This is a genomic window from Micromonospora sp. NPDC051924 (assembly GCF_055586005.1).
Genome location: NZ_JBVJJA010000032.1, coordinates 41,592 through 58,624, shown reverse-complemented (window position 1 = coordinate 58,624; position 17,033 = coordinate 41,592). Strand labels below are relative to the sequence as shown.

19 protein-coding genes and 1 pseudogene are annotated in these 17,033 nt (G+C 72.2%); 12 read left to right on the top strand and 8 right to left on the bottom strand.

The genetic code is table 11. From position 1 onward, the window contains the following. Positions 1 to 36: 36 nt before the first annotated feature. The gene (locus ACZ6S5_RS23780) at positions 37 to 768 is read left to right on the top strand and encodes a L,D-transpeptidase family protein (RefSeq protein WP_466003802.1); all 732 of its coding nucleotides are present in this window, start codon (positions 37 to 39) and stop codon (positions 766 to 768) included. Between the two features lie 62 nt (positions 769 to 830). Then, positions 831 to 1,646, top strand: coding sequence for a DUF2809 domain-containing protein (locus ACZ6S5_RS23775; RefSeq protein ID WP_466003800.1), 816 nt, complete (start codon positions 831 to 833; stop codon positions 1,644 to 1,646). Positions 1,647 to 1,686: 40 nt separating this feature from the next. Here the strand turns inward: ACZ6S5_RS23775 and ACZ6S5_RS23770 are convergent, their stop codons facing one another. After that, complete coding sequence (locus tag ACZ6S5_RS23770; protein WP_466003799.1) at positions 1,687 to 2,328, bottom strand: TetR/AcrR family transcriptional regulator; 642 nt, start codon at positions 2,326 to 2,328, stop codon at positions 1,687 to 1,689. A 118-nt stretch (positions 2,329 to 2,446) separates the two neighbouring features. Here ACZ6S5_RS23770 and ACZ6S5_RS23765 point away from each other — a divergent pair, with 118 nt between their 5' ends. The 6 genes and pseudogenes from ACZ6S5_RS23765 to ACZ6S5_RS23740 all read left to right on the top strand — a co-directional run bounded on the left by ACZ6S5_RS23765 (position 2,447) and on the right by ACZ6S5_RS23740 (position 5,100). After that, on the top strand, positions 2,447 to 3,025 hold the full coding sequence (locus tag ACZ6S5_RS23765; protein WP_466003797.1) for an IS607 family transposase: 579 nt from the start codon (positions 2,447 to 2,449) through the stop codon (positions 3,023 to 3,025). After that, positions 3,018 to 3,548, top strand: a complete 531-nt coding sequence (locus tag ACZ6S5_RS23760; RefSeq protein WP_466003795.1) for a hypothetical protein — start codon at positions 3,018 to 3,020, stop codon at positions 3,546 to 3,548. Before ACZ6S5_RS23765 ends, ACZ6S5_RS23760 begins: the two co-directional genes overlap by 8 nt. A gap of 47 nt (positions 3,549 to 3,595) precedes the next feature. Continuing rightward, positions 3,596 to 3,664: pseudogene (locus ACZ6S5_RS23755) on the top strand (helix-turn-helix domain-containing protein); the annotation flags it as partial. 9 nt (positions 3,665 to 3,673) lie between these two features. After that, on the top strand, positions 3,674 to 4,327 hold the full coding sequence (locus ACZ6S5_RS23750; RefSeq protein WP_466003793.1) for a hypothetical protein: 654 nt from the start codon (positions 3,674 to 3,676) through the stop codon (positions 4,325 to 4,327). Then, on the top strand, positions 4,324 to 4,743 hold the full coding sequence (locus ACZ6S5_RS23745; RefSeq protein WP_466003791.1) for a VOC family protein: 420 nt from the start codon (positions 4,324 to 4,326) through the stop codon (positions 4,741 to 4,743). The genes ACZ6S5_RS23750 and ACZ6S5_RS23745 overlap by 4 nt, the downstream gene beginning before the upstream one ends. Before the next feature lie 81 nt (positions 4,744 to 4,824). Beyond that, positions 4,825 to 5,100 (top strand): hypothetical protein, encoded by a 276-nt coding sequence (locus tag ACZ6S5_RS23740; protein ID WP_466003789.1) that lies wholly within the window; start codon positions 4,825 to 4,827, stop codon positions 5,098 to 5,100. 96 nt (positions 5,101 to 5,196) lie between these two features. On the opposite strand, the gene ACZ6S5_RS23735 is transcribed toward ACZ6S5_RS23740, so the two are convergent. Then, on the bottom strand, positions 5,197 to 6,126 hold the full coding sequence (locus tag ACZ6S5_RS23735; RefSeq protein ID WP_466003787.1) for a diacylglycerol/lipid kinase family protein: 930 nt from the start codon (positions 6,124 to 6,126) through the stop codon (positions 5,197 to 5,199). A gap of 484 nt (positions 6,127 to 6,610) precedes the next feature. Here ACZ6S5_RS23735 and ACZ6S5_RS23730 point away from each other — a divergent pair, with 484 nt between their 5' ends. Continuing rightward, positions 6,611 to 7,639, top strand: coding sequence for an alpha/beta hydrolase (locus ACZ6S5_RS23730; protein WP_466003785.1), 1,029 nt, complete (start codon positions 6,611 to 6,613; stop codon positions 7,637 to 7,639). A gap of 73 nt (positions 7,640 to 7,712) precedes the next feature. Here the strand turns inward: ACZ6S5_RS23730 and ACZ6S5_RS23725 are convergent, their stop codons facing one another. From ACZ6S5_RS23725 to ACZ6S5_RS23715, 3 genes are all read right to left on the bottom strand, one after another. Next, the gene (locus tag ACZ6S5_RS23725; protein WP_466003783.1) at positions 7,713 to 9,683 is read right to left on the bottom strand and encodes an ABC transporter ATP-binding protein; all 1,971 of its coding nucleotides are present in this window, start codon (positions 9,681 to 9,683) and stop codon (positions 7,713 to 7,715) included. Between the two features lie 196 nt (positions 9,684 to 9,879). Beyond that, positions 9,880 to 10,188 carry a MoaD/ThiS family protein gene (locus ACZ6S5_RS23720; protein ID WP_466003781.1) on the bottom strand — a complete coding sequence of 103 codons (309 nt, stop codon included), beginning with the start codon at positions 10,186 to 10,188 and terminating at the stop codon, positions 9,880 to 9,882. After that, a complete protein-coding gene (locus ACZ6S5_RS23715; RefSeq protein WP_466003779.1) occupies positions 10,185 to 11,300 on the bottom strand; it encodes a WD40/YVTN/BNR-like repeat-containing protein in 1,116 nt (371 codons plus the stop codon). Before ACZ6S5_RS23715 ends, ACZ6S5_RS23720 begins: the two co-directional genes overlap by 4 nt. A 244-nt stretch (positions 11,301 to 11,544) precedes the next feature. On the opposite strand from ACZ6S5_RS23715, the gene ACZ6S5_RS23710 reads away from it, so the two are divergent. Together ACZ6S5_RS23710 and ACZ6S5_RS23705 are read left to right on the top strand one after the other, a co-directional pair. Next, the gene (locus ACZ6S5_RS23710; RefSeq protein ID WP_466003777.1) at positions 11,545 to 11,955 is read left to right on the top strand and encodes an MmcQ/YjbR family DNA-binding protein; all 411 of its coding nucleotides are present in this window, start codon (positions 11,545 to 11,547) and stop codon (positions 11,953 to 11,955) included. A gap of 73 nt (positions 11,956 to 12,028) precedes the next feature. Continuing rightward, positions 12,029 to 12,673: a helix-turn-helix transcriptional regulator gene (locus ACZ6S5_RS23705; protein WP_466003775.1), complete on the top strand. Its 645-nt coding sequence runs from the start codon at positions 12,029 to 12,031 to the stop codon at positions 12,671 to 12,673. A gap of 27 nt (positions 12,674 to 12,700) precedes the next feature. Here ACZ6S5_RS23705 and ACZ6S5_RS23700 read toward each other — a convergent pair whose 3' ends face one another. After that, on the bottom strand, positions 12,701 to 13,954 hold the full coding sequence (locus ACZ6S5_RS23700; RefSeq protein WP_466003773.1) for an NAD(P)/FAD-dependent oxidoreductase: 1,254 nt from the start codon (positions 13,952 to 13,954) through the stop codon (positions 12,701 to 12,703). A 17-nt stretch (positions 13,955 to 13,971) separates the two neighbouring features. Next, the gene (gene folE / locus ACZ6S5_RS23695) at positions 13,972 to 14,565 is read right to left on the bottom strand and encodes a GTP cyclohydrolase I FolE (RefSeq protein ID WP_466003771.1); all 594 of its coding nucleotides are present in this window, start codon (positions 14,563 to 14,565) and stop codon (positions 13,972 to 13,974) included. Between the two features lie 716 nt (positions 14,566 to 15,281). Between folE and ACZ6S5_RS23690 the strand changes: the two genes are divergently transcribed. Further along, positions 15,282 to 16,544 (top strand): D-alanyl-D-alanine carboxypeptidase family protein, encoded by a 1,263-nt coding sequence (locus tag ACZ6S5_RS23690; RefSeq protein WP_466003769.1) that lies wholly within the window; start codon positions 15,282 to 15,284, stop codon positions 16,542 to 16,544. Here ACZ6S5_RS23690 and ACZ6S5_RS23685 read toward each other — a convergent pair. After that, entirely contained in the window at positions 16,487 to 16,927 is a 441-nt protein-coding gene (locus ACZ6S5_RS23685; RefSeq protein ID WP_466003768.1) for a hypothetical protein, read from the bottom strand. The two genes, ACZ6S5_RS23690 and ACZ6S5_RS23685, sit on opposite strands and share 58 nt — an antisense overlap. Positions 16,928 to 17,033: the final 106 nt, after the last annotated feature.

The window sequence follows — 17,033 nt, the reverse complement described above, 5'->3', positions numbered from 1 at the left end:
CTACCGTCGAGTCAGGAGTTCGCGAAGGGAGGGGCCATGCTTCCCGTCTCACCACCCACCACCCGCCGTCCCGGTGCCCGCGCCGCGCTCGGGATGGCCCTTCTGATTGCCGCCGGCCTGTCCGTGCCGGCCACCGCACCGCCGGTCGCCGGGTCGACGACCGGCACGCTCACCACCGTGACGCTGGTCGCCGCCACCAGCCAGCCGACCATCCAGCAGGGGTCCCGGGGCGCCGCGGTGACCACCCTGCAACAGCGGCTCACCGCCCTGCACTACGACGTCGGCGGCGTCGACGGCATCTTCGGCCCGTCGACCTTCCACGCCGTGGTCGCCTTCCAGAAGATCAACGGCCTGGTCCGGGACGGCATCGTGGGCCCGCGCACCTGGGCGGCCCTCGACCACCCCGTCATCCCGAAGCCGAAGTACTCGCACACCGGCTACTCGCTGGAGGCCAACCTGAGCAAGCAGGTGCTGTACCTGGCCCGCGGGGGGTCAGTGGTACGGATCCTGGACGCCTCCAGCGGCAAGGCCAGCACCCCCACGCCGACCGGCAACTACACGATCCAACGACGGATCGACGGCTGGCGGCAGAGCGACCTGGGCCTGCTGTGGCGGCCGAACTACTTCTACCGGGGATACGCGGTGCACGGCGCCACCTCGGTGCCGGCCTACCCGGCCAGCCATGGGTGTGTCCGGGTGCCGATCCCGGCGATGAACCGGCTCTGGTCGAAGATCGGCATCGGCGTGCCGGTGCACATCTACCGCTGATCCTCGCGCTGCGGCGGCTTCCGGGGCGTCCCGGGGGCCGCCGTCGCCATAGGATCGGCCGGATGATCCGGTTCCGGCTGCTGATGCTGGTGGCGGCGGGGTTCTTCCTGGCCGTGGCGCTCACCGTGCGGGCGCTCACCGACGGGCGGCCGGAGCAGTTCTCCGGCACCGCCCTCTACGCCTCGATGGCGTACGCGGGGGTGCTCTTCCTGTGGCCGCGGATGCGGCCGGTGCCGGCGGGGACGCTGACCCTCGCCTGGTGCTGGGCGATGGAGGTCTGCCAGCTGACCGGGGTGCCGGCCGCGCTGTCGGCGCGCAGCCTGCTGGCCCGGCTGGTGCTCGGGGTGCAGTTCGACCCGGTCGACCTGCTCTGGTACCCGGTGGGCGTGCTGCCGCTGGTGGCGCTGCACGCGCTGGTGCCGTTTGCCGGGGCGCTGAGGGGGAAGACCGGGCATCCAGCCGAGAGAAGGGCCCTGACGATGGACGACAACCAGTTCATCGGCCTGGTGGCGAAGCGTACCGGGACGTCGTCGGAACAGGCGACCGCCCTCGCCCGGGCCACGCTGACCACCCTGGCGGAACGGATCGACGGCGGCGAGGCGCGGGATTTGGCCGGCCAGCTGCCCACCGGTCTGCGGCCGTACGCGTTCGCCTCCGGGGAGACCGCCGAGCGGTTCGGGCTCGACGTCTTCGTGGAACGGGTCAGCGGGCGCGCCGACGTGGACGTGGACCAGGCGAAGGACGGGGTGACGGCCGTGTTCGACGTGCTCCGCGAGGCCGTGTCGCCGGAGGCGTACGGGCAGGTCGTGACCCAGCTTCCCGCCGAGTACGGCGAGGTCGCCGACCAGACCGCGCCGTTCGTGGAACGCACCCGCTGACGCGGCTGCTCGCCGTCGGCCCGGACTCACCGGGTGCGGTTCAGCCCAGCAGCTCCCGGACGGCTGCCTCCTCCAGCCAGGTCCGGTAGCGGTCGACGGTCCAGCCACGCTGGCGGCGCAGCAGCTGGTGCAGGTGCGGCGATCCGAGCGCGTAGAGGATGTCGGCGGCGGCGCGGGCGTCCAGGTCGTCGCGCAGCGCGCCACGGGCGTGCAGCCGCCGGGTGAGCGCGAGATGGACCTGATGGGTGGCCTCGGCTCCGGCGTCGGCGGCGGCCCGCATGTCCGGGTCGGCGCCGGCGGCCTCGACGCTGACCATGATCAGGTCACCGGCGCGTTCCAGCAGCGCCGTGGAGTAGGCCACGAGTCGGGCGATCGCCGTCCGGGGGTCGGGCTCCTCCCCCAGCGCGGTGATCTCGGGACGGTCGGCGACGCGGACCGGCTCCTCGTCGCCGACGGTGGCGACGCCGAGGACGTGCCCGAACAGGTCCGCCTTGGTGGGGAAGGCGTCGTAGAGGGTGCGCTCGCCCACCCCGGCGGCCCGGGCGATCTCCCGCATGGTGGTGGCGACGTAGCCACGGTCGACGAACAGGTGGGCGGCGGCCGCGCGGATCCGGGCGCGGGTCGCCGCCGCGGACGCCGCCCGGGCCGGGGACCGGTAGGACCTCTTGACGCTCTCGGCCATGGGGCGCATCATACCCATATTCGCCGCAGCGTCACTGCGGTCAAGTTTCCCCGGGGGGATGCCACCTGTTGCGCGATTCATCACTGAACCTCAGTCTTTTTCCGGTATTCTTCATCTTGTGAAGTTGTCCGAGTGGGCGAAGCGGGCTGGTGTGCACTATCAGACCGCTTGGGAATGGGCGCGGGACGGCAAGATGCCGGTTCCTGTGGTCAAGACGCCCTCCGGCTCGTGGCTGGTGCTGGAGCCGAAACCGGCGTCGAACGGCCGTGTGGTGGTGTACTGCCGGGTGTCCTCCGCTGACCAGGAGCCCGATCTTGACCGGCAGGTTGCCCGCGTTGTGCAGGGAGCGACCGCGCACGGTCTGGCCGTGGGCGAGGTTGTCACCGAGATCGGCTCTGGCCTGAATGGCAAGCGGCGCAAGTTGCATCGCATCCTCTCGGATGCGTCGGCGAGAGTGATTGTGGTGGAGCACAAGGACCGGCTGGCGCGCTTCGGCGTCGAGCACCTGCAAGCCGCTCTGACCGGTGCCGGCCGGGAGTTGCTGATCCTCGACCCGGAGGAGTCCACGGACGACCTGGTGAAAGACATGACTGACGTGCTCACCTCGATGTGTGCACGTCTCTACGGCCAGCGGGCGGCGAAGAGCCGTGCCGCCCGCGCTGTTGCCGCCGCAACCGGGGAAGAAGGCCGTGGGTAAGAAGATCAGCCCGCAGAAGAAGGCCGACCGCGCCCTGTGTCCGGTGCAGGTGGCAAACATCATGCAGTTGAAGGTGCATGATGTTGCGGCGGCAATGCGTGCCGCTGATGTGATCGAGCAGCTCACTCCGCAGCACGCCAGGGAGTGGATGAAGGATCCGGCCGCTGCGCCGCAGTGGTTCATCGGACTGCTGGCTGAGAGTGCGGCGCGGCAGGCGCAGCGGATCGCCCGCGAGGAACGTGAACAGCTGGAGCGGCGCCACAAGTTGGTCATCGCCGAGGAGAAGGTCACCCGCCGGCTCCTGGCGGGGGCCAAGCACTTGCGGAGCCCGGAGGAAGAGTTGATCGCCTCCGACATGGCATTTCGTGCCAGTAAGGAGCTGGTGCGTGCCCACACCGATACCTGCGGGGAGATCGACCCGCAGCTGTTGAGCGACCTGGACATCGCCGCCCTGCGATGGGCCGGTGTTGATCCGTGCAACCACTCGACGTGGGTAGTGCATCGTGGAGACTGCGGGCGGTGAAGAAGTTCGAACCGCGCCCCGGCTGCGTGGTGTAGGCGTTCCGCTTCGCGCTCGACCCAAACGCCAGTCAGCAGCAGGCGCTGCGGTCGCACTGCGGTGCAGCGCGTGCGGCCTACAACTGGGCCGTGTCGTGGGTTTCGGCACCGTGGTGGCAGCGCGGGGCGGAGGAGTCCTACGGCGTTTCGGGGCAGGATCTGACGCCGTGGCGGCCGTGGTCGCTGCCCGCGCTGCGCAAGGAGTTCAACCAGGTCAAGAAAACCGACCCGCGTTTTTGCCGATGGTGGCAGGAGAACTCCAAGGAGGCATACAACACCGGGCTGGCAGCCGCAGCTGCCGCGTTTGACAACTACGCCAAGTCCAAGCGTGGGCAGCGCAAAGGCCGGCGTATGGGCGTTCCTCGCCGCAAGTCGAAGCACCGGGCGCGCATGTCTTGCCGGTTCACCACCGGCACCATCCGTGTCGAGGCGGACCGGCGGCACATCACCCTGCCCCGGCTCGGGACGATCCGCACGCACGAGACCACCCGCAAGCTTGAGCGCCGCGTGAATAACGGCACCGCCCGCATCCTGTCCGCCACGGTGCGGCTGGAACGTGGCCGCTGGTTCGTGTCCTTCCAGGTGGAGATCGAACGCGCCCAGCGCACGCCGAGCCGGCCCGAAATGGCCGCCGGCGTGGACCTCGGCGTGAAGTGGCTCGCCGTGATGGCCGACTCGGCAGGTGAGATCCGGTACGTGCCCAACCCAGCCCAGTACGTGCCCTGGCCGGCGTCCACCACGTGAAGATCCCGGTCACCGACCTCGACCGCGCCCTCGACTGGTACGGGCGGGTCTTCGGCCTCCGGACCACCGTCGAGTTCCCCGACGCCGACGGGGTGGTGCGCGGCGTGGCCGGTGACCTGCCCGGCCTGGACGGCACGCTGGTGGCCCTGCGGGTCAACCCGCGGGCCGCCGAGGGCTGCCAGGGCTTCGACCCGATCGGTTTCGCCGTCGACGACCGCGCCGACCTGGAGGCCTGGGCCGGTCACCTCGACCGGCTCGGGATCGGGCACTCACCGGTGATCGAGGCGTCGCTCGGCTGGCTGCTGGTCTTCGCCGACCCCGACGGCCTCGAACTGCACCTCTACACCTGGGCGACGCACGGGATCGACCACTCCGACCGGCCCGGCTACGGCCGCCCGGTCCGCGCCCGCCCCTGACCGGGCCCGCGCCGGCATGACCGGCACGGCGGCGGGTACGCAGGGCGTCCGCGTACGTGACCGGACCCGCAGGGAGCCGCGATGACCGACTGGGACGAGCAGGGCGATCCGCTGCGTCGACCGCCGGAAGCCGACGCCCAGGAACAGCGGCAGGACGAGACCGTGGTCGGGCCGCCGGACCGGGCCTCGGACGCGGTCCCCGAGGCGTCCGAGGCCGACCTGGCGGAACAGGGCGTGCTGGCGCCGCCGAGCGACCGCACCGACCTTGCCCACGCGGTGCGCGACGACCTCACCCCGGCCGACGCGGTGGAGCAGAACCAGGAGATCCCCCTGCCCGACGAGGACCGCCGCGACTGACGCCACGCGGCCGATCGGACAACCACCCCGGACCGGCGACCCACGGGACCGAACGCCGGGTCGCCCCGCGGCGGCCCGGCCGCCCGGACCGGAGGACTACCGGTCGGGGCTGTCCGCCGGGGCCATGATGCGCAGCGCGTTCGGGTCCAGCCCGATCCGCACCGGGGTCTCCCCGTACGGCTCACCGTCCACCTCGATCCGGGCCGGCCGGTCGGTCTCCAGCCAGAGCTGACCGACGGCGAGGAACGGCTCGTCCCCGAGCGTGCGGCGGTGCCCGGTCGCGGCGTTGCGCGCCGTCGCGCGCAGCAGGCCACGCCGGGTCGGGCCGCCCACCGGGTACGCGACCAGCAGCCGGTCGTCGGCGTTGGCGTCGGCGGTGATCGGCCGGCCGGCGTGGAAGCCGCCGTTGGCGACGTACACCTGGTGGGTGGTGAAGGCGTGCTCGCGACCCTCCGCGCGGACGGTGACCCGCAGGGGCCGGTGCCGGGCGAGCAGTCCCAGGGCGGTCGCCGGGTACGCGAGCCGGCCGACGACCCGCTTCAGCTGGGGCGGCGCGCTGAGCATGATGTCGGCGGAGAGCCCGATACCCACGTGGTTGGTGAACCGGGTGTCGCCCACCAGGCCCAGGTCGACGTCGATCACCTTGCCGGCGGTGAGCACGCCGACGGCGGCGTCGAGGTCGAGCGGGATCCCGACCGTACGGGCGAAGTTGTTGGTGGTGCCCAGCGGCAACAGGCCGAGCGCGATGTCGCGGTGGGCGAGCAGTCGCGCGGCGGCGCCGATCGTGCCGTCGCCGCCGCCCACGACCAGCAGGTCCGGGCCCAGGTCGGCGGCCTCGGCCAGCACCCGGTCGAGGTCGCCGGCCCGCTCGACCGGGTACGCGCGCAGCAGGGTGACGCCGGCGGCGCGGAGCCGGTCGTGGACGGCCTGGTAGAGCCGGCGGCCGCGACGGGAGTGGGCGTTGACCACCAGCGCGGCGCGCCGGTCGCTCCGGATGGCCTCGGTCAGCTCCTGTTTGCTCCGCACGGGTTCCGACCCTATCCGCCGCCGCTCCCCCAGGCCGTTCGACGCGGCGGCGGCTTCCGCCTCCGGCTGCGCGGTCGGGCCAGCCTGCGCCATGACGCGGAGGTGCTGCGCCGGGGACCTGGCACCACCATCCGAGCTCCGTGGACGGGCGCGGCCGGGGACTCATGCTGGTGGGCACCATGGCGGACCGGGCCGTCCTCGAGATCGGCCGGCACGGCGCCCGGGTCCTCCTCACGCTGCGGTCGTCCTGACCTGTCCGGCCGCCCTCGCACCCGTCGGGCCACCACGGAGGCTGGCCGCCGAAGCAGCACTGGGGTTCCGCCCGGACCATTCGTCGAGTGACAGCGGCCGGTCGCCGCTCACGCCTGTTCGCTCACCGCTGGTCCGGAGTGGACCACTGTGCCTCATCGGGTCGGAACGCAACGATCGGCGTGTTTCGACATGAACCATGACGGCCATCCGGTCACCGCGGTCAGGAGGAGTCATGAGGAGATCGTTGGTACGAGGCATTGTGGTCGCGGTCGGGCTCGCGTTGGCCGGACTCTCCGCGCCGGTAGGCCCGGCCGGCGCAGCGCGCGCGGGTGTCGCCGACCCCGCCACCGTCCGGGCGTCCGACGGCGCGTACGTGGTCCAGGAGACGGTCGTCGGCCCCCGGCTGTTCGATCTCACCATCGAGTCGCCGGCGCTGGGCCGGACGGCCAACGTCCGCCTGCTGACGCCGGTCGGGTGGGAGCAGCGGGCGCCCGGGGACCACTGGCCCGTGCTCTACCTGCTGCACGGCTGCTGCGACTCGTACGTGAGCTGGACCCGGTCGACGGACGTGGCGAGCATCCCGGAGCTGCGGGACGTCCTGGTCGTCATGCCCGAGGCGGGTGCCGCCGGTTGGTACAGCGACTGGTGGAACGGCGGCCAGGGCGGCACCCCGGCATGGGAGACGTTCCACCTCACCGAGGTACGCCAGATCACCGAGCGGGGGTACGGCGCGGGACCGAAGCGCGTGGTGGCCGGCCTGTCGATGGGCGGCTTCGGGGCGATGTCGTACGCGGCCCGCAACCCGGGCATGTTCCGTGCGGCGGCGTCGTTCAGCGGGGTCGTGCACCCGATGCGGGACCCGTCCTACTGGCTGCCGTTCTTCGGGCGCACCGGGTCGGACCCGTACGCGCTGTGGGGCGACCCCGTGGCGCAGCGGGACATCTGGGCCGCGCACGACCCGTACCACCTGGTGAAGCAGTTGCGGCACACGGCGCTCTTCGTCGCCAGCGGCGACGGCACCGCCGGCGGTCCGTTCGATCCGCCGGGGCGGACCAACAGCTTGGAGGCGCTCATCTACCAGGAGAACGTCGACTTCGTCGCGCAGCTGCGCGCGGAGGGCGTCGCGGTGGAGACCGACTTCTACGGCCCGGGCACCCACAGTTGGCCGTACTGGGAGCGCGAACTGCACCGGGCGCTGCCGATGCTGCTCGACGCGCTCGAGACCGGGCGCGGGGTGGCGACCAACTCCATCGATCAGTAGTGCCCAAGGTCCGCGGGTGACCAGCCTGGTCGCCCGCGGGCGCCCGTTCGGGTGACGATCAGCCGTGCCGTCGTCAGGGCGTGGTGAGCGGGCGCTGCCGCGGGGTCGCGCCGGGGGCGGCGTCGTAACCGGCGGCCTGGAGCGTGAACAGCTCGGCGTAGCGGCCACCGGCGGCCATCAGCTCGTCGTGGCTGCCGGCCTCGACCAGGGCGCCGTCGTGCAGGACGAAGATCCGGTCGGCGTGGCGGACGTTGGCCAGCCGGTGCGTGATGAGGATGGTGGTGGCCCGTCCCTGCCGGTCCCGGATGGCCTGGAACAGGGCGTCCTCGGCGCGCGGGTCGAGGGCGGAGGACGGCTCGTCCATGATCAGCAGGTCGGCGTCGCGGAGGAAGCCGCGGGCCGCGGTGATCCGCTGCCATTGCCCGCCGGAGAGGTCCTGACCGTGGGCGAAGGTCCGGTCGAGCAGCGTCTCGTATCCGTGCGGCAGGTTCTGGATCATGTCGTGGGCGACGGCCCGGACGGCGGCGGCCTCGATGCGGTCCTGGCGGGCGTCGCTGTCGACGTCGCCGATGGCGATGTTGGTGGCGGCGGTGAACGGCCACTTGTGGTACTCCTGGGTGACTACGGCGGTCCGGGCCCGCAGGCCGTCGGTGTCCCAGTCGGCCAGCGGCCGGCCGTTCCAGCTGACGACGCCGTCGGTGGGGGCGCGCAGGGCGCCGATCACGGCGGCGAGACTGCTCTTGCCGGAGCCGTTCTCCCCGACGAAGGCCACCGTCTGCCCGGCCTGGATGCGCAGCGTCACGCCGTCGACGGCGGGGGTCTCGCGGTCGGGATAGCGGAGGCTGACCTGGTGGACGGTCAGCTCGCGCAACGGCTCCACGGGTGCGGCACGGTCGGCCCGCTCGGGCAGGTAGGCGGCGGCGCGGGTCATGAACCCGGTGTAGTCGCCGAAGTGCTGACCCTCGGTGTAGACCTGGTCGACCTGGAACGTGACGATGCCCAGTGACCGTTGCGCGGACTGCAGGGCGATCACGCAGGTCGCCGCGGCGGCGAGCGGGATCTGCCCGTTGACGAGCAGCAGCCCGAGCAGCGCGTACACCGCCCCGGTGGCGAGTCCGCCGATCACCGAGCCGACGGTGGTGGTCGTGGTGACCCGGCGGGCGAGCGCGAGCTGGATGTCGGTCTCCACCCCCATCACCCGGTCGTACTGGTCCAGCAGGAACCGGCGCAGCCCGTACGAGCGCAGCTCCGGCGCCGAGACCCGGTCGGCCATCAGGCGGTGCAGCAGCCACAGTCGACGCCGCCGTACCGAGCCGGCGGTGTAGGTCTGGTAGCGCAGGTGGCCCGCGCGCAGCGCCGCCCAGGCCTTGGGCAGCGTGGCGACCAGCAGCGCCAGCAGCAGCAACGGGTGGATGACCAGCACGGCGACCGCGACGGCGATCAGTCCGGCCAGGCCGGCGGCGAAGTTCATCGCGGCCTGGACCAGCCCGATCGCGGAGTCGCTGCCGCGGGAGGCGCGTTCCATGTCGTCGGCGAAGGCGTCCGCGTCGAACGCCTCCAGCCGCACGGCGGTGCTCATCTCGAACAGGCCGCGCTCCACCTCCCGACTCACCCGGGGGGTGAGACCGTTCTGCGCGTACCCGGTGGCGATGCCCATGCCGGCGCGCAGCGCGGTCGCCCCCGCCAGGGCGAGGATGGCGGGCAGCGCGGCTACCACCTTGTCGGCGGTCGGGCCGCCGGCGAAGAGCTCGACCAGCACCTGCTGGGTGGCCAGCAGCCCGAAGGCGGCCAGCACGCCCGCGCCGACGGTCGCGGCGGCGACCACGCTCGTGCGGATCCGGTCGGCCCGCCAGCTGATCCGGAACGCGGCCCGGACCAGTCGGGGCAGCTCGGCGAAGACGGCGAAGAGGCCGGCTTGCGCCCGGGCACGCAGCCCCGTCTCCCACCACATCTCCCGCAACTCGGGCAGCACCGACTCGGCGGAGGCCGGGGTGGACGGTCGCGGGACGGTGCGATGTTCGCCGGGGATGCCCGTTTCGGTCATGCGGGCGCCTCCTCAGGGTCGACCGGACTCGATGGCACCTCAGCCGCCGACCGCCACCACGTCGCCGCCGGCGTCGCCCGCAGAATATCGGTGCGTAGTCGCGCAGTCACGAAGCGCCAAGCCGACAGAGCGCCGCCACGCGCGGGCCGGCGCTGGCGCCGGCTCGGCTGGCACGGTGATGGACCGCGTGGCCGGCCTATCCGCCGGCCATCGCGCCGAGGATGATGTACGGCTCCTCGCCGACGACGACCCGCTCGGGCAGTGGCGCGTCGGGCGACTCGTTGGACAGGTCCTCCTCACAGGCGTAGAAGCGGATGAACGCGCGGCGCTTGCCGCTGTGGTGGTCACGGATCGTGCCGAGCAGCATCGGGTACCGCGCCTCGAGGGTGTCCAGCACGACGCGCTGGGTGACCGGCCCGGTGGCCGGGCCGGTCACGTCCAGGCGCACCTCGCCGGTGACGCGCGCGAGGTTCTTCAGGTGCGCCGGGAGGACGACCCGGATCACGGCAGCACCTGGGCTTCCACGGAGAGCACGGCCGGCAGGTCCCGCACGATCGGCGCCCAGCTGTCCCCGCCGTCGGCCGAGTGGTAGACCTGGCCACCGGTGGTGCCGAAGTAGATCCCGCACGGGTCGAGCGTGTCCACCGCCATGGCGTCCCGCAGCACGTTGACGTAGCAGTCGGACTGCGGCAGGCCCCGGGTCAGCGGCTCCCAGTCGTCACCACCGGTGCGGCTGCGGTAGACCCGCAGCTTGCCCTCCGGCGGGTAGTGCTCGGAGTCGCTCTTGATCGGCACCACGTAGATGGTCTCCGGCTCGTGCGCGTGCACGGCGATCGGGAACCCGAAGTCCGACGGCAGGTCGCCGCTGACCTCGCGCCAGTTCGCCCCGGCGTCGTCGCTGCGCATGACGTCCCAGTGCTTCTGCATGAACAGGGTGTCCGGCCGGGACGGGTGCTGGGTGATGTGGTGCACGCAGTGGCCCACCTCGGCGTCCTCGTCGGGGATCTCGCCCGAGCGCAGGCCCTTGTTGATCGGCAGCCAGCTCGCGCCGGCGTCGTCGCTGCGGAACGCGCCCGCCGCCGAGATGGCGACGTAGATCCGGCCCTGGTGCACCGGGTCGAGGATGATCGTGTGCAGGCACATCCCGCCGGCGCCGGGCTGCCACCTCGGGCCGGTCGGGTGCGTCCGCAGCGCGGTGAGCTCGGTCCACTTCCCGCCGCCGTCGGTGCTGAGGTAGAGGGCGGCGTCCTCCGCGCCCGCGTACAGCGTGTCGGGGTCGTCGCGGGACGGCTCGAGGTGCCAGATGCGCTTGAACTCCCAGGGGCGCGGGGTGCCGTCGTACCACAGGTGCTCGCCGACCTCACCCGAGTAGGCGAAGTCGTTGCCCACGGTGTTCCAGGTCCGGCCGCCGTCATCGGAGCGCTGGATCAGCTGCCCGAACCAGCCGCCGCTCTGCGACGCGTAGAGCCGGTCCGGGTCGGCCGGCGACCCGGTGAGGTGGTAGATCTCCCAGCCGCCGAAGTGCGGCCCCTCGACCGTCCAGTCGCCGCGCCGGCCGTCCGACGTCAGCACGAACGCGCCCTTGCGTGTGCCTACCAGCACCCGTACACCGGTCATGTCCTCATCCCTCCGCTCGGTTCGACGATGCCGTCGGGAATGACCGTCCGGCACGCCGAAACTCATCGGTCCCGTCCGTCCTACTCCTCGGGTACGACGAACCGGCATCCTGCGAACCGACAATCGAGCAGTACCTCGAGGACGACCGCGCCGACACGCCGTGCCGGCCGCCGCCGTGCCCGAACGGACGGGCGGGCCGTCCGGCGGGCCGAGGATGTCGGAGGGGCCGGGTAGCGTCCCGGGCGTGACCGGCCCTGGCGACGTCCCACCCGAGATCCTCGACCGGCTCCGGCCCGTCTGCCTCGGGCTGCCGGAGACCTACGAGGAGCCGGCCTGGGTGGGGACGCGCTGGCGGATCCGCAAGCGCACGTTCGCGCACGTGCTCACGGTCGACCCCGACCACCGGGCGGCCTACGCCCGAGCCGCCGTGACCGACCAGCCGTTCTGCGTGCTGACGTTCCGGTCGTCCGGCGACGAGATCGCCGGGCTGATCGGCGGCGGCCCCCCGTTCTACGCACCGGGCTGGGGCACGGACGTCGTCGGCATGGTGCTCGACGACGGCACCGACTGGGCGGAGGTCGCCGAACTGCTCACCGAGAGCTACTGCGTGCTGGCGCCGAAGAAGCTGGCCGCCCTCGTGGACCGGCCCGCGTAGCCCCGCCGGCGCGTGGCCGATCGGCACTCGTGGACGAATTTGTACAACATCCGCTGGTGATAAACTCTCCCCCATGGCGACAGCACCGTGGCAGGCGGTGACCGCCCTCGTCGACCAGGTACGACGGGCGCTGTACGACTACGTCCGCAGCCAGGACCACCCGGTGACCCGGGACGAGGCCGCCGAGGCACAGCACATCTCGCGCAACCTCGCGGCCTTCCACCTCGACAAGCTGGTCGGCGCCGGTCTGCTGCAGGCCCGGTACGAGGCGCCGGCCGACCAGCCGCGCGGCCCGGGCAGAACCCCGAAGGTCTACGAGCCGGCGCCCGGCTGCATCGCACTGACCATCCCGGAGCGCCGCTACGACCTGATCGGCCAGATCCTCGCCCAGGCGGTCGCCGACGAACCCACCGATGCCCGGTCGGCGGCCCTTCGGCTGGCGGGGCAGCGCGGCGTCGCCACCGGTCGTCAGGTCGGTGGCGGCGGGGCGGTCAGGACCGTCCTGGCCGAGCTCGGCTTCGAACCGGTCGGCGACGACGAGCTGATCCGGTTGCGGAACTGCCCCTTCCACGAACTGGCCGCCCAGCAGACCGAGCTGGTGTGCGGCCTGAACCAGGCCTTCCTCACCGGCCTGCTCGACGGCCTCGGCCGCACCGATCTCCACGCACGGCTGGTCCCCAGCCCCGGCGCCTGCTGCGTACAGATCCGTCCGGCTTGACACCGCCCCGCCGGGTCCGCGCGGCGCTCAGCTCAGCAGATCGCTCAGCGGCACCCCCGGGTCGGCAAGCCTGGCCAGGTCGACGGACCTGCCGCCGTGGCCGGCGCGCACCAGCGCCTGGATCTGGTCGGTCACGTCCCACACGTTGGCGTTCATCCCGGCCAGCACCCGACCGTCCTTGATCCAGAACGCCAGGAACTCCGGCGCCCCTCCGTCTGCCACGACGGGATCGCCGCGGAACACCACCCGGTCGTAACCGCCCGGGGCAACCCACCCCGAGTACTCCATCCCCAGGTCGTACTGGTCGGAGAAGAAGTACGGCAACCGGGCGTACTCGACCTGCTGGCCCAGCATGGACCGCGCCGCGGCCGGGCCGCTGTTGAGCGCGTTCGCCCAGTGCTCCACCCGGATGTGCCGCCGCAGCAGCGGGTGGTAGGCGTTGGCCACGTCGCCGGCGGCGTAGATGCGCGGGTCGGCGGTGACCAGCCGGGCGTCGGTGACGATGCCGTTCTCCACCTTCAGGCCCGCCGCCTCGGCCAGCTGCACGTCGGGGCGGACGCCCACGCCGACGACGACGGTGTCGGCGGCCAGTTCGGTGCCGTCGGTCAGCACCACCGAGGACACCCGCCCGGGGCCCCGCAGTTGCCCGACCCCGACGCCGAAATGGAAGGTGACGCCCTGGCGGCGGTGCAGGTCGGCGAAGACCCGCGCGACCTCGTCGCCGAGGACCCGCCGCAACGGCAGGACGGCGGTCTCCACCACGGTCACGGCGGCACCGTGCCGGCGCGCGGCGGCCGCGATCTCCAGACCGATCCACCCGGCGCCGATCAGGACGAGGTGCGCCCGGCCGGTGAGGGCTTCGGCGATCCGATCGGAGTCCGCCAGCGTGCGCAGGGACAGCACACCGTCGAGGTCGGCACCGGGCACCTCCAATTGGCGGGGCGTCGAGCCGGTGGTCAGGAGCAGCTTGTCGTACCCGAGCCGATCGCCGCCGGCCAGGACGACCTGGTGGGCATCGCGGTCGATGCTCGTGACCCGGGTGCCGGTACGCAGCTCGACGCCGTTGGCCGCGTACCAGTCGGCATCGTGCACGTACACGTCGCGGCGCGGCGTGGCCCCCAGCAGCAGGCCCTTGGACAAGGGTGGCCGCTCGTACGGCCGTTCCGGCTCCGCGCCGAGGAGCATCACCCGGCCGTCGAAACCTTCCTCGCGCAGGGTCTGGGCGGCCTTGGCGCCGGCGAGACCGGCCCCGACGATGACGAACGTGGGACTGTGTGCCATTCCGCTCTCCAATCCGGTCAGTGGGCTCCGGTGAGGGAGATGAACTCGGCCCTGGAGCGGGCATCGTCGCGCAGGGCCCCGAGCAGGGTGGACGTCACGGTGGTGGCGCCAGTGGCCCGCACGCCCCGCAGCGACATGCACAGATGCTCCGCCTCGACGACGACGCCGACGCCCCTGGGTCCCAGTTCGAGGGCCAACCAGTCCGCCACCTGCTTGGTCAACCGCTCCTGCACTTGAGGACGGTGGGCGAAGTACTCCACGACGCGGGCGAGCTTGGACAGCCCGAGGATCCGGTCACCAGGCAGGTAGCCGACGTGCGCGACGCCCACGAACGGCAACAGGTGGTGCTCGCACACGGAGCGGACGGGGATGGACCGGGCCAGCACCAGTTCGTCGTACCCCTCGTCGTTGGGGAAGGTGGTCAGGTCGAACGGGCGCGCGGTGAGCAGTTCGACGTACGCCCTGGCCATCCGGCCCGGCGTGTCCCGGAGACTCTCGGAGTCCAGGTCGATGCCGAGCGCGGTCAGGAACTGGGTGGCGGCCGCTTCGGCGGCGACCAGGTCGCGGGCCGGTCGGTGGTCGACGCGACGTGGGGCCGGTGCGATGGTCACGTCCGTTGTCCTCCCGGGTGGTCGTCGCTTCAGTCGCCATCCTGAGCCCTCGCGGCCCGGTTTTCAATAGCGATCGCTGGTGAAATTACGAGGGGCATTCGAGACCACAGTGGGCGGTGCCCCCGGCACCGCCCATCCGCGGGCCACGACCTCGGCGGGCCTGCCGCTACCCGATCGGGGATCTGACCACCGACCGGTCCCGCGCCGACGCGCGACCGGACCGCACCCTGGGCGCGGGCGGTGCGCGCCTCACCGCCTTTTGCCCCCGGTTCAGACTTTCGCCTCTCCCGCACCTTTCGACGACGGCCAGGCCCATGCGTCATTTCTTCGGATTCATCGAGCCCGGCCCGGCGTGAAAACCTTTTCCCTGCTCCTTACGACCCGACCAGACCGGAAATCCTGTTCGCTACTGTTGCGACAAAACCGGCGGGGCACTGCTCGCCCATCCGCTACCGGCCAGGTTGCGCCCACCGTGCCCGCAACCCCACGACCCGCCCACTTCCTGCGAGTCGGACAGGGGTTCGACCCGGCCGCCACGCGGTGCTTCGCCATGAATGCACGGATCGCCGCCCGGGCCGCCATCCGGAAGACTTTCCCGAAACGGAGCAAGGGCGATCGAACCTACGCGGCGCACCCGAGACCGGAATTCCCGCCGCCCCGGGAGAATTTTTACAACCGGGCTGAGGCGGCGTTGTCGGCGATTACGGTGCTTTAACGTGACCGTCATTCGAATTGCTGCCGCTGCGCTCAGCGCATTTCTGGCCACGCCGGCCGTGGTGACCGCGTCACCGGCCTCGGCAACGGCCGCGTCGTACGTGCCCTGCCCGGCCGTGAAGCCACCGGTGCCCCCACCAGCCGCACCGACGCCACCGCCGGTCGGTGCCGCCGACCTGGCCGTCGGCGGCGAGTCGCTGGCGACGGCGGGGCTGGCCACTCCCGCCGGTGCGCCGCCGGCGCCGGCGGTGACCGCCACCTCGTGGGTCGTGGCCGACCTCGACAGCGGCGCGGTGCTGGGCGGATGCGGCCCGCACGAGCGCCGTACGCCGGCCAGCGTGCAGAAGATGCTGCTGGCGGCGGCCCTGATGCCCCACCTCGACCCGGCACAGGTGGTCGAGGTGACCCGGGCGGACCTGCAGGATCTCGATCCGGCCAGCTCACGGATGGGGGTGGTCGAGGGCGGCCACTACTCGATCGAGAGCCTGTGGCAGGGACTGCTGCTCAGATCTGGAAACGACGCCGCCAATGTACTGGCCCGCGTCGGCGGCGGCGCCACCGAGCGGCAGGGCGGCGTCCAGGCGATGAACGACGAGGCACGCCGGCTGGGCGCGAACCAGACACACGCCGCGACGCCGTCCGGCCTGGACGGTCCGGGCCAGTACACCAGCGCGTACGACCTGGCGCTGATCGCGCGCGCCACCTACGCCCGCGCGGACTTCCGGCGATACGTCGCCACCCGGGCGGCGGAGATACCGGCCAGGTCGGGAACGCCCGGCTTCTCCATCACCCACGACAACACCCTGCTGGACCACTACCCGGGGACGATCGGCGGGAAGACGGGCTTCACCGACCTGGCTCGACAGACGTACGTGGGAGTGGCCGAACGTAACGGCCGGCGGCTCACCGTGACCCTGCTCGGCGCGGAGACCGCGCCACTGGGCAGCCTGGGCGAGGCGGCGGCCCTGCTCGACTGGGGCTTCGCCCTCTCCCCCGACGCGTCGGTCGGCCGCCTGGTCACCCCCGATGAGAAGAAGCACGACGGTCCCGTCGCCCAGGTCCAGGGCGTACGCCACGCCGCGGCCGCAGGCTCGTCGGCGGTCCCCCTGCGGACCGCTGTCGGCGCCGGCGCCGGCGTCGTGCTGGCCGTCCTGCTGCTGGCAGCTCCCTGGCGGCGCCGGACCCTGCGACGCGCCTCCGGTCCCGGTCACCCGGTACCGACGCCACCTGCGGCGAGTGACCGGTCGCCGTCCGACTGCGCCTGAGCCACACTCCACCAGACGTCAACGGGCCCGGGGGCCGTTGCGGCGCCAGCCCGCGACGGCCCCCGGCCGTCGTCGAGCGACACGAACGCCGCCACGCCGACGACGTTGGCGACCAGCATGGCGACGCTCGCGAAGCCGAGGAGACGACGCCGCCGGTCCTTCATCACCCCGCCGAGCAGCACGAACAGCAGCATCGCGAGCAGGCCGGCACCGCAGCTGATCGCCAGCCCGGACCAGGCCCGGTCCTCACCCCTCGCGCATTCGTCCGCACAGCCCAACGAATCGGCCGCGCCGATCAGGCCGACGCCGAAGAACATGGCCATGCCCCAGACGAACAGCAGGGCCGTCCACCGCAACTCACCGATCGGTCGCCGGTTGCTCACCAGAAACACCCTTCCAGCTGGACCACGGGCCGATGTTAGTGCCGTCGTGACCTCACGAGAGACATGCCGGTTGTCCACGAAGCAGGCGCAGCCGGCATCCGGCTCG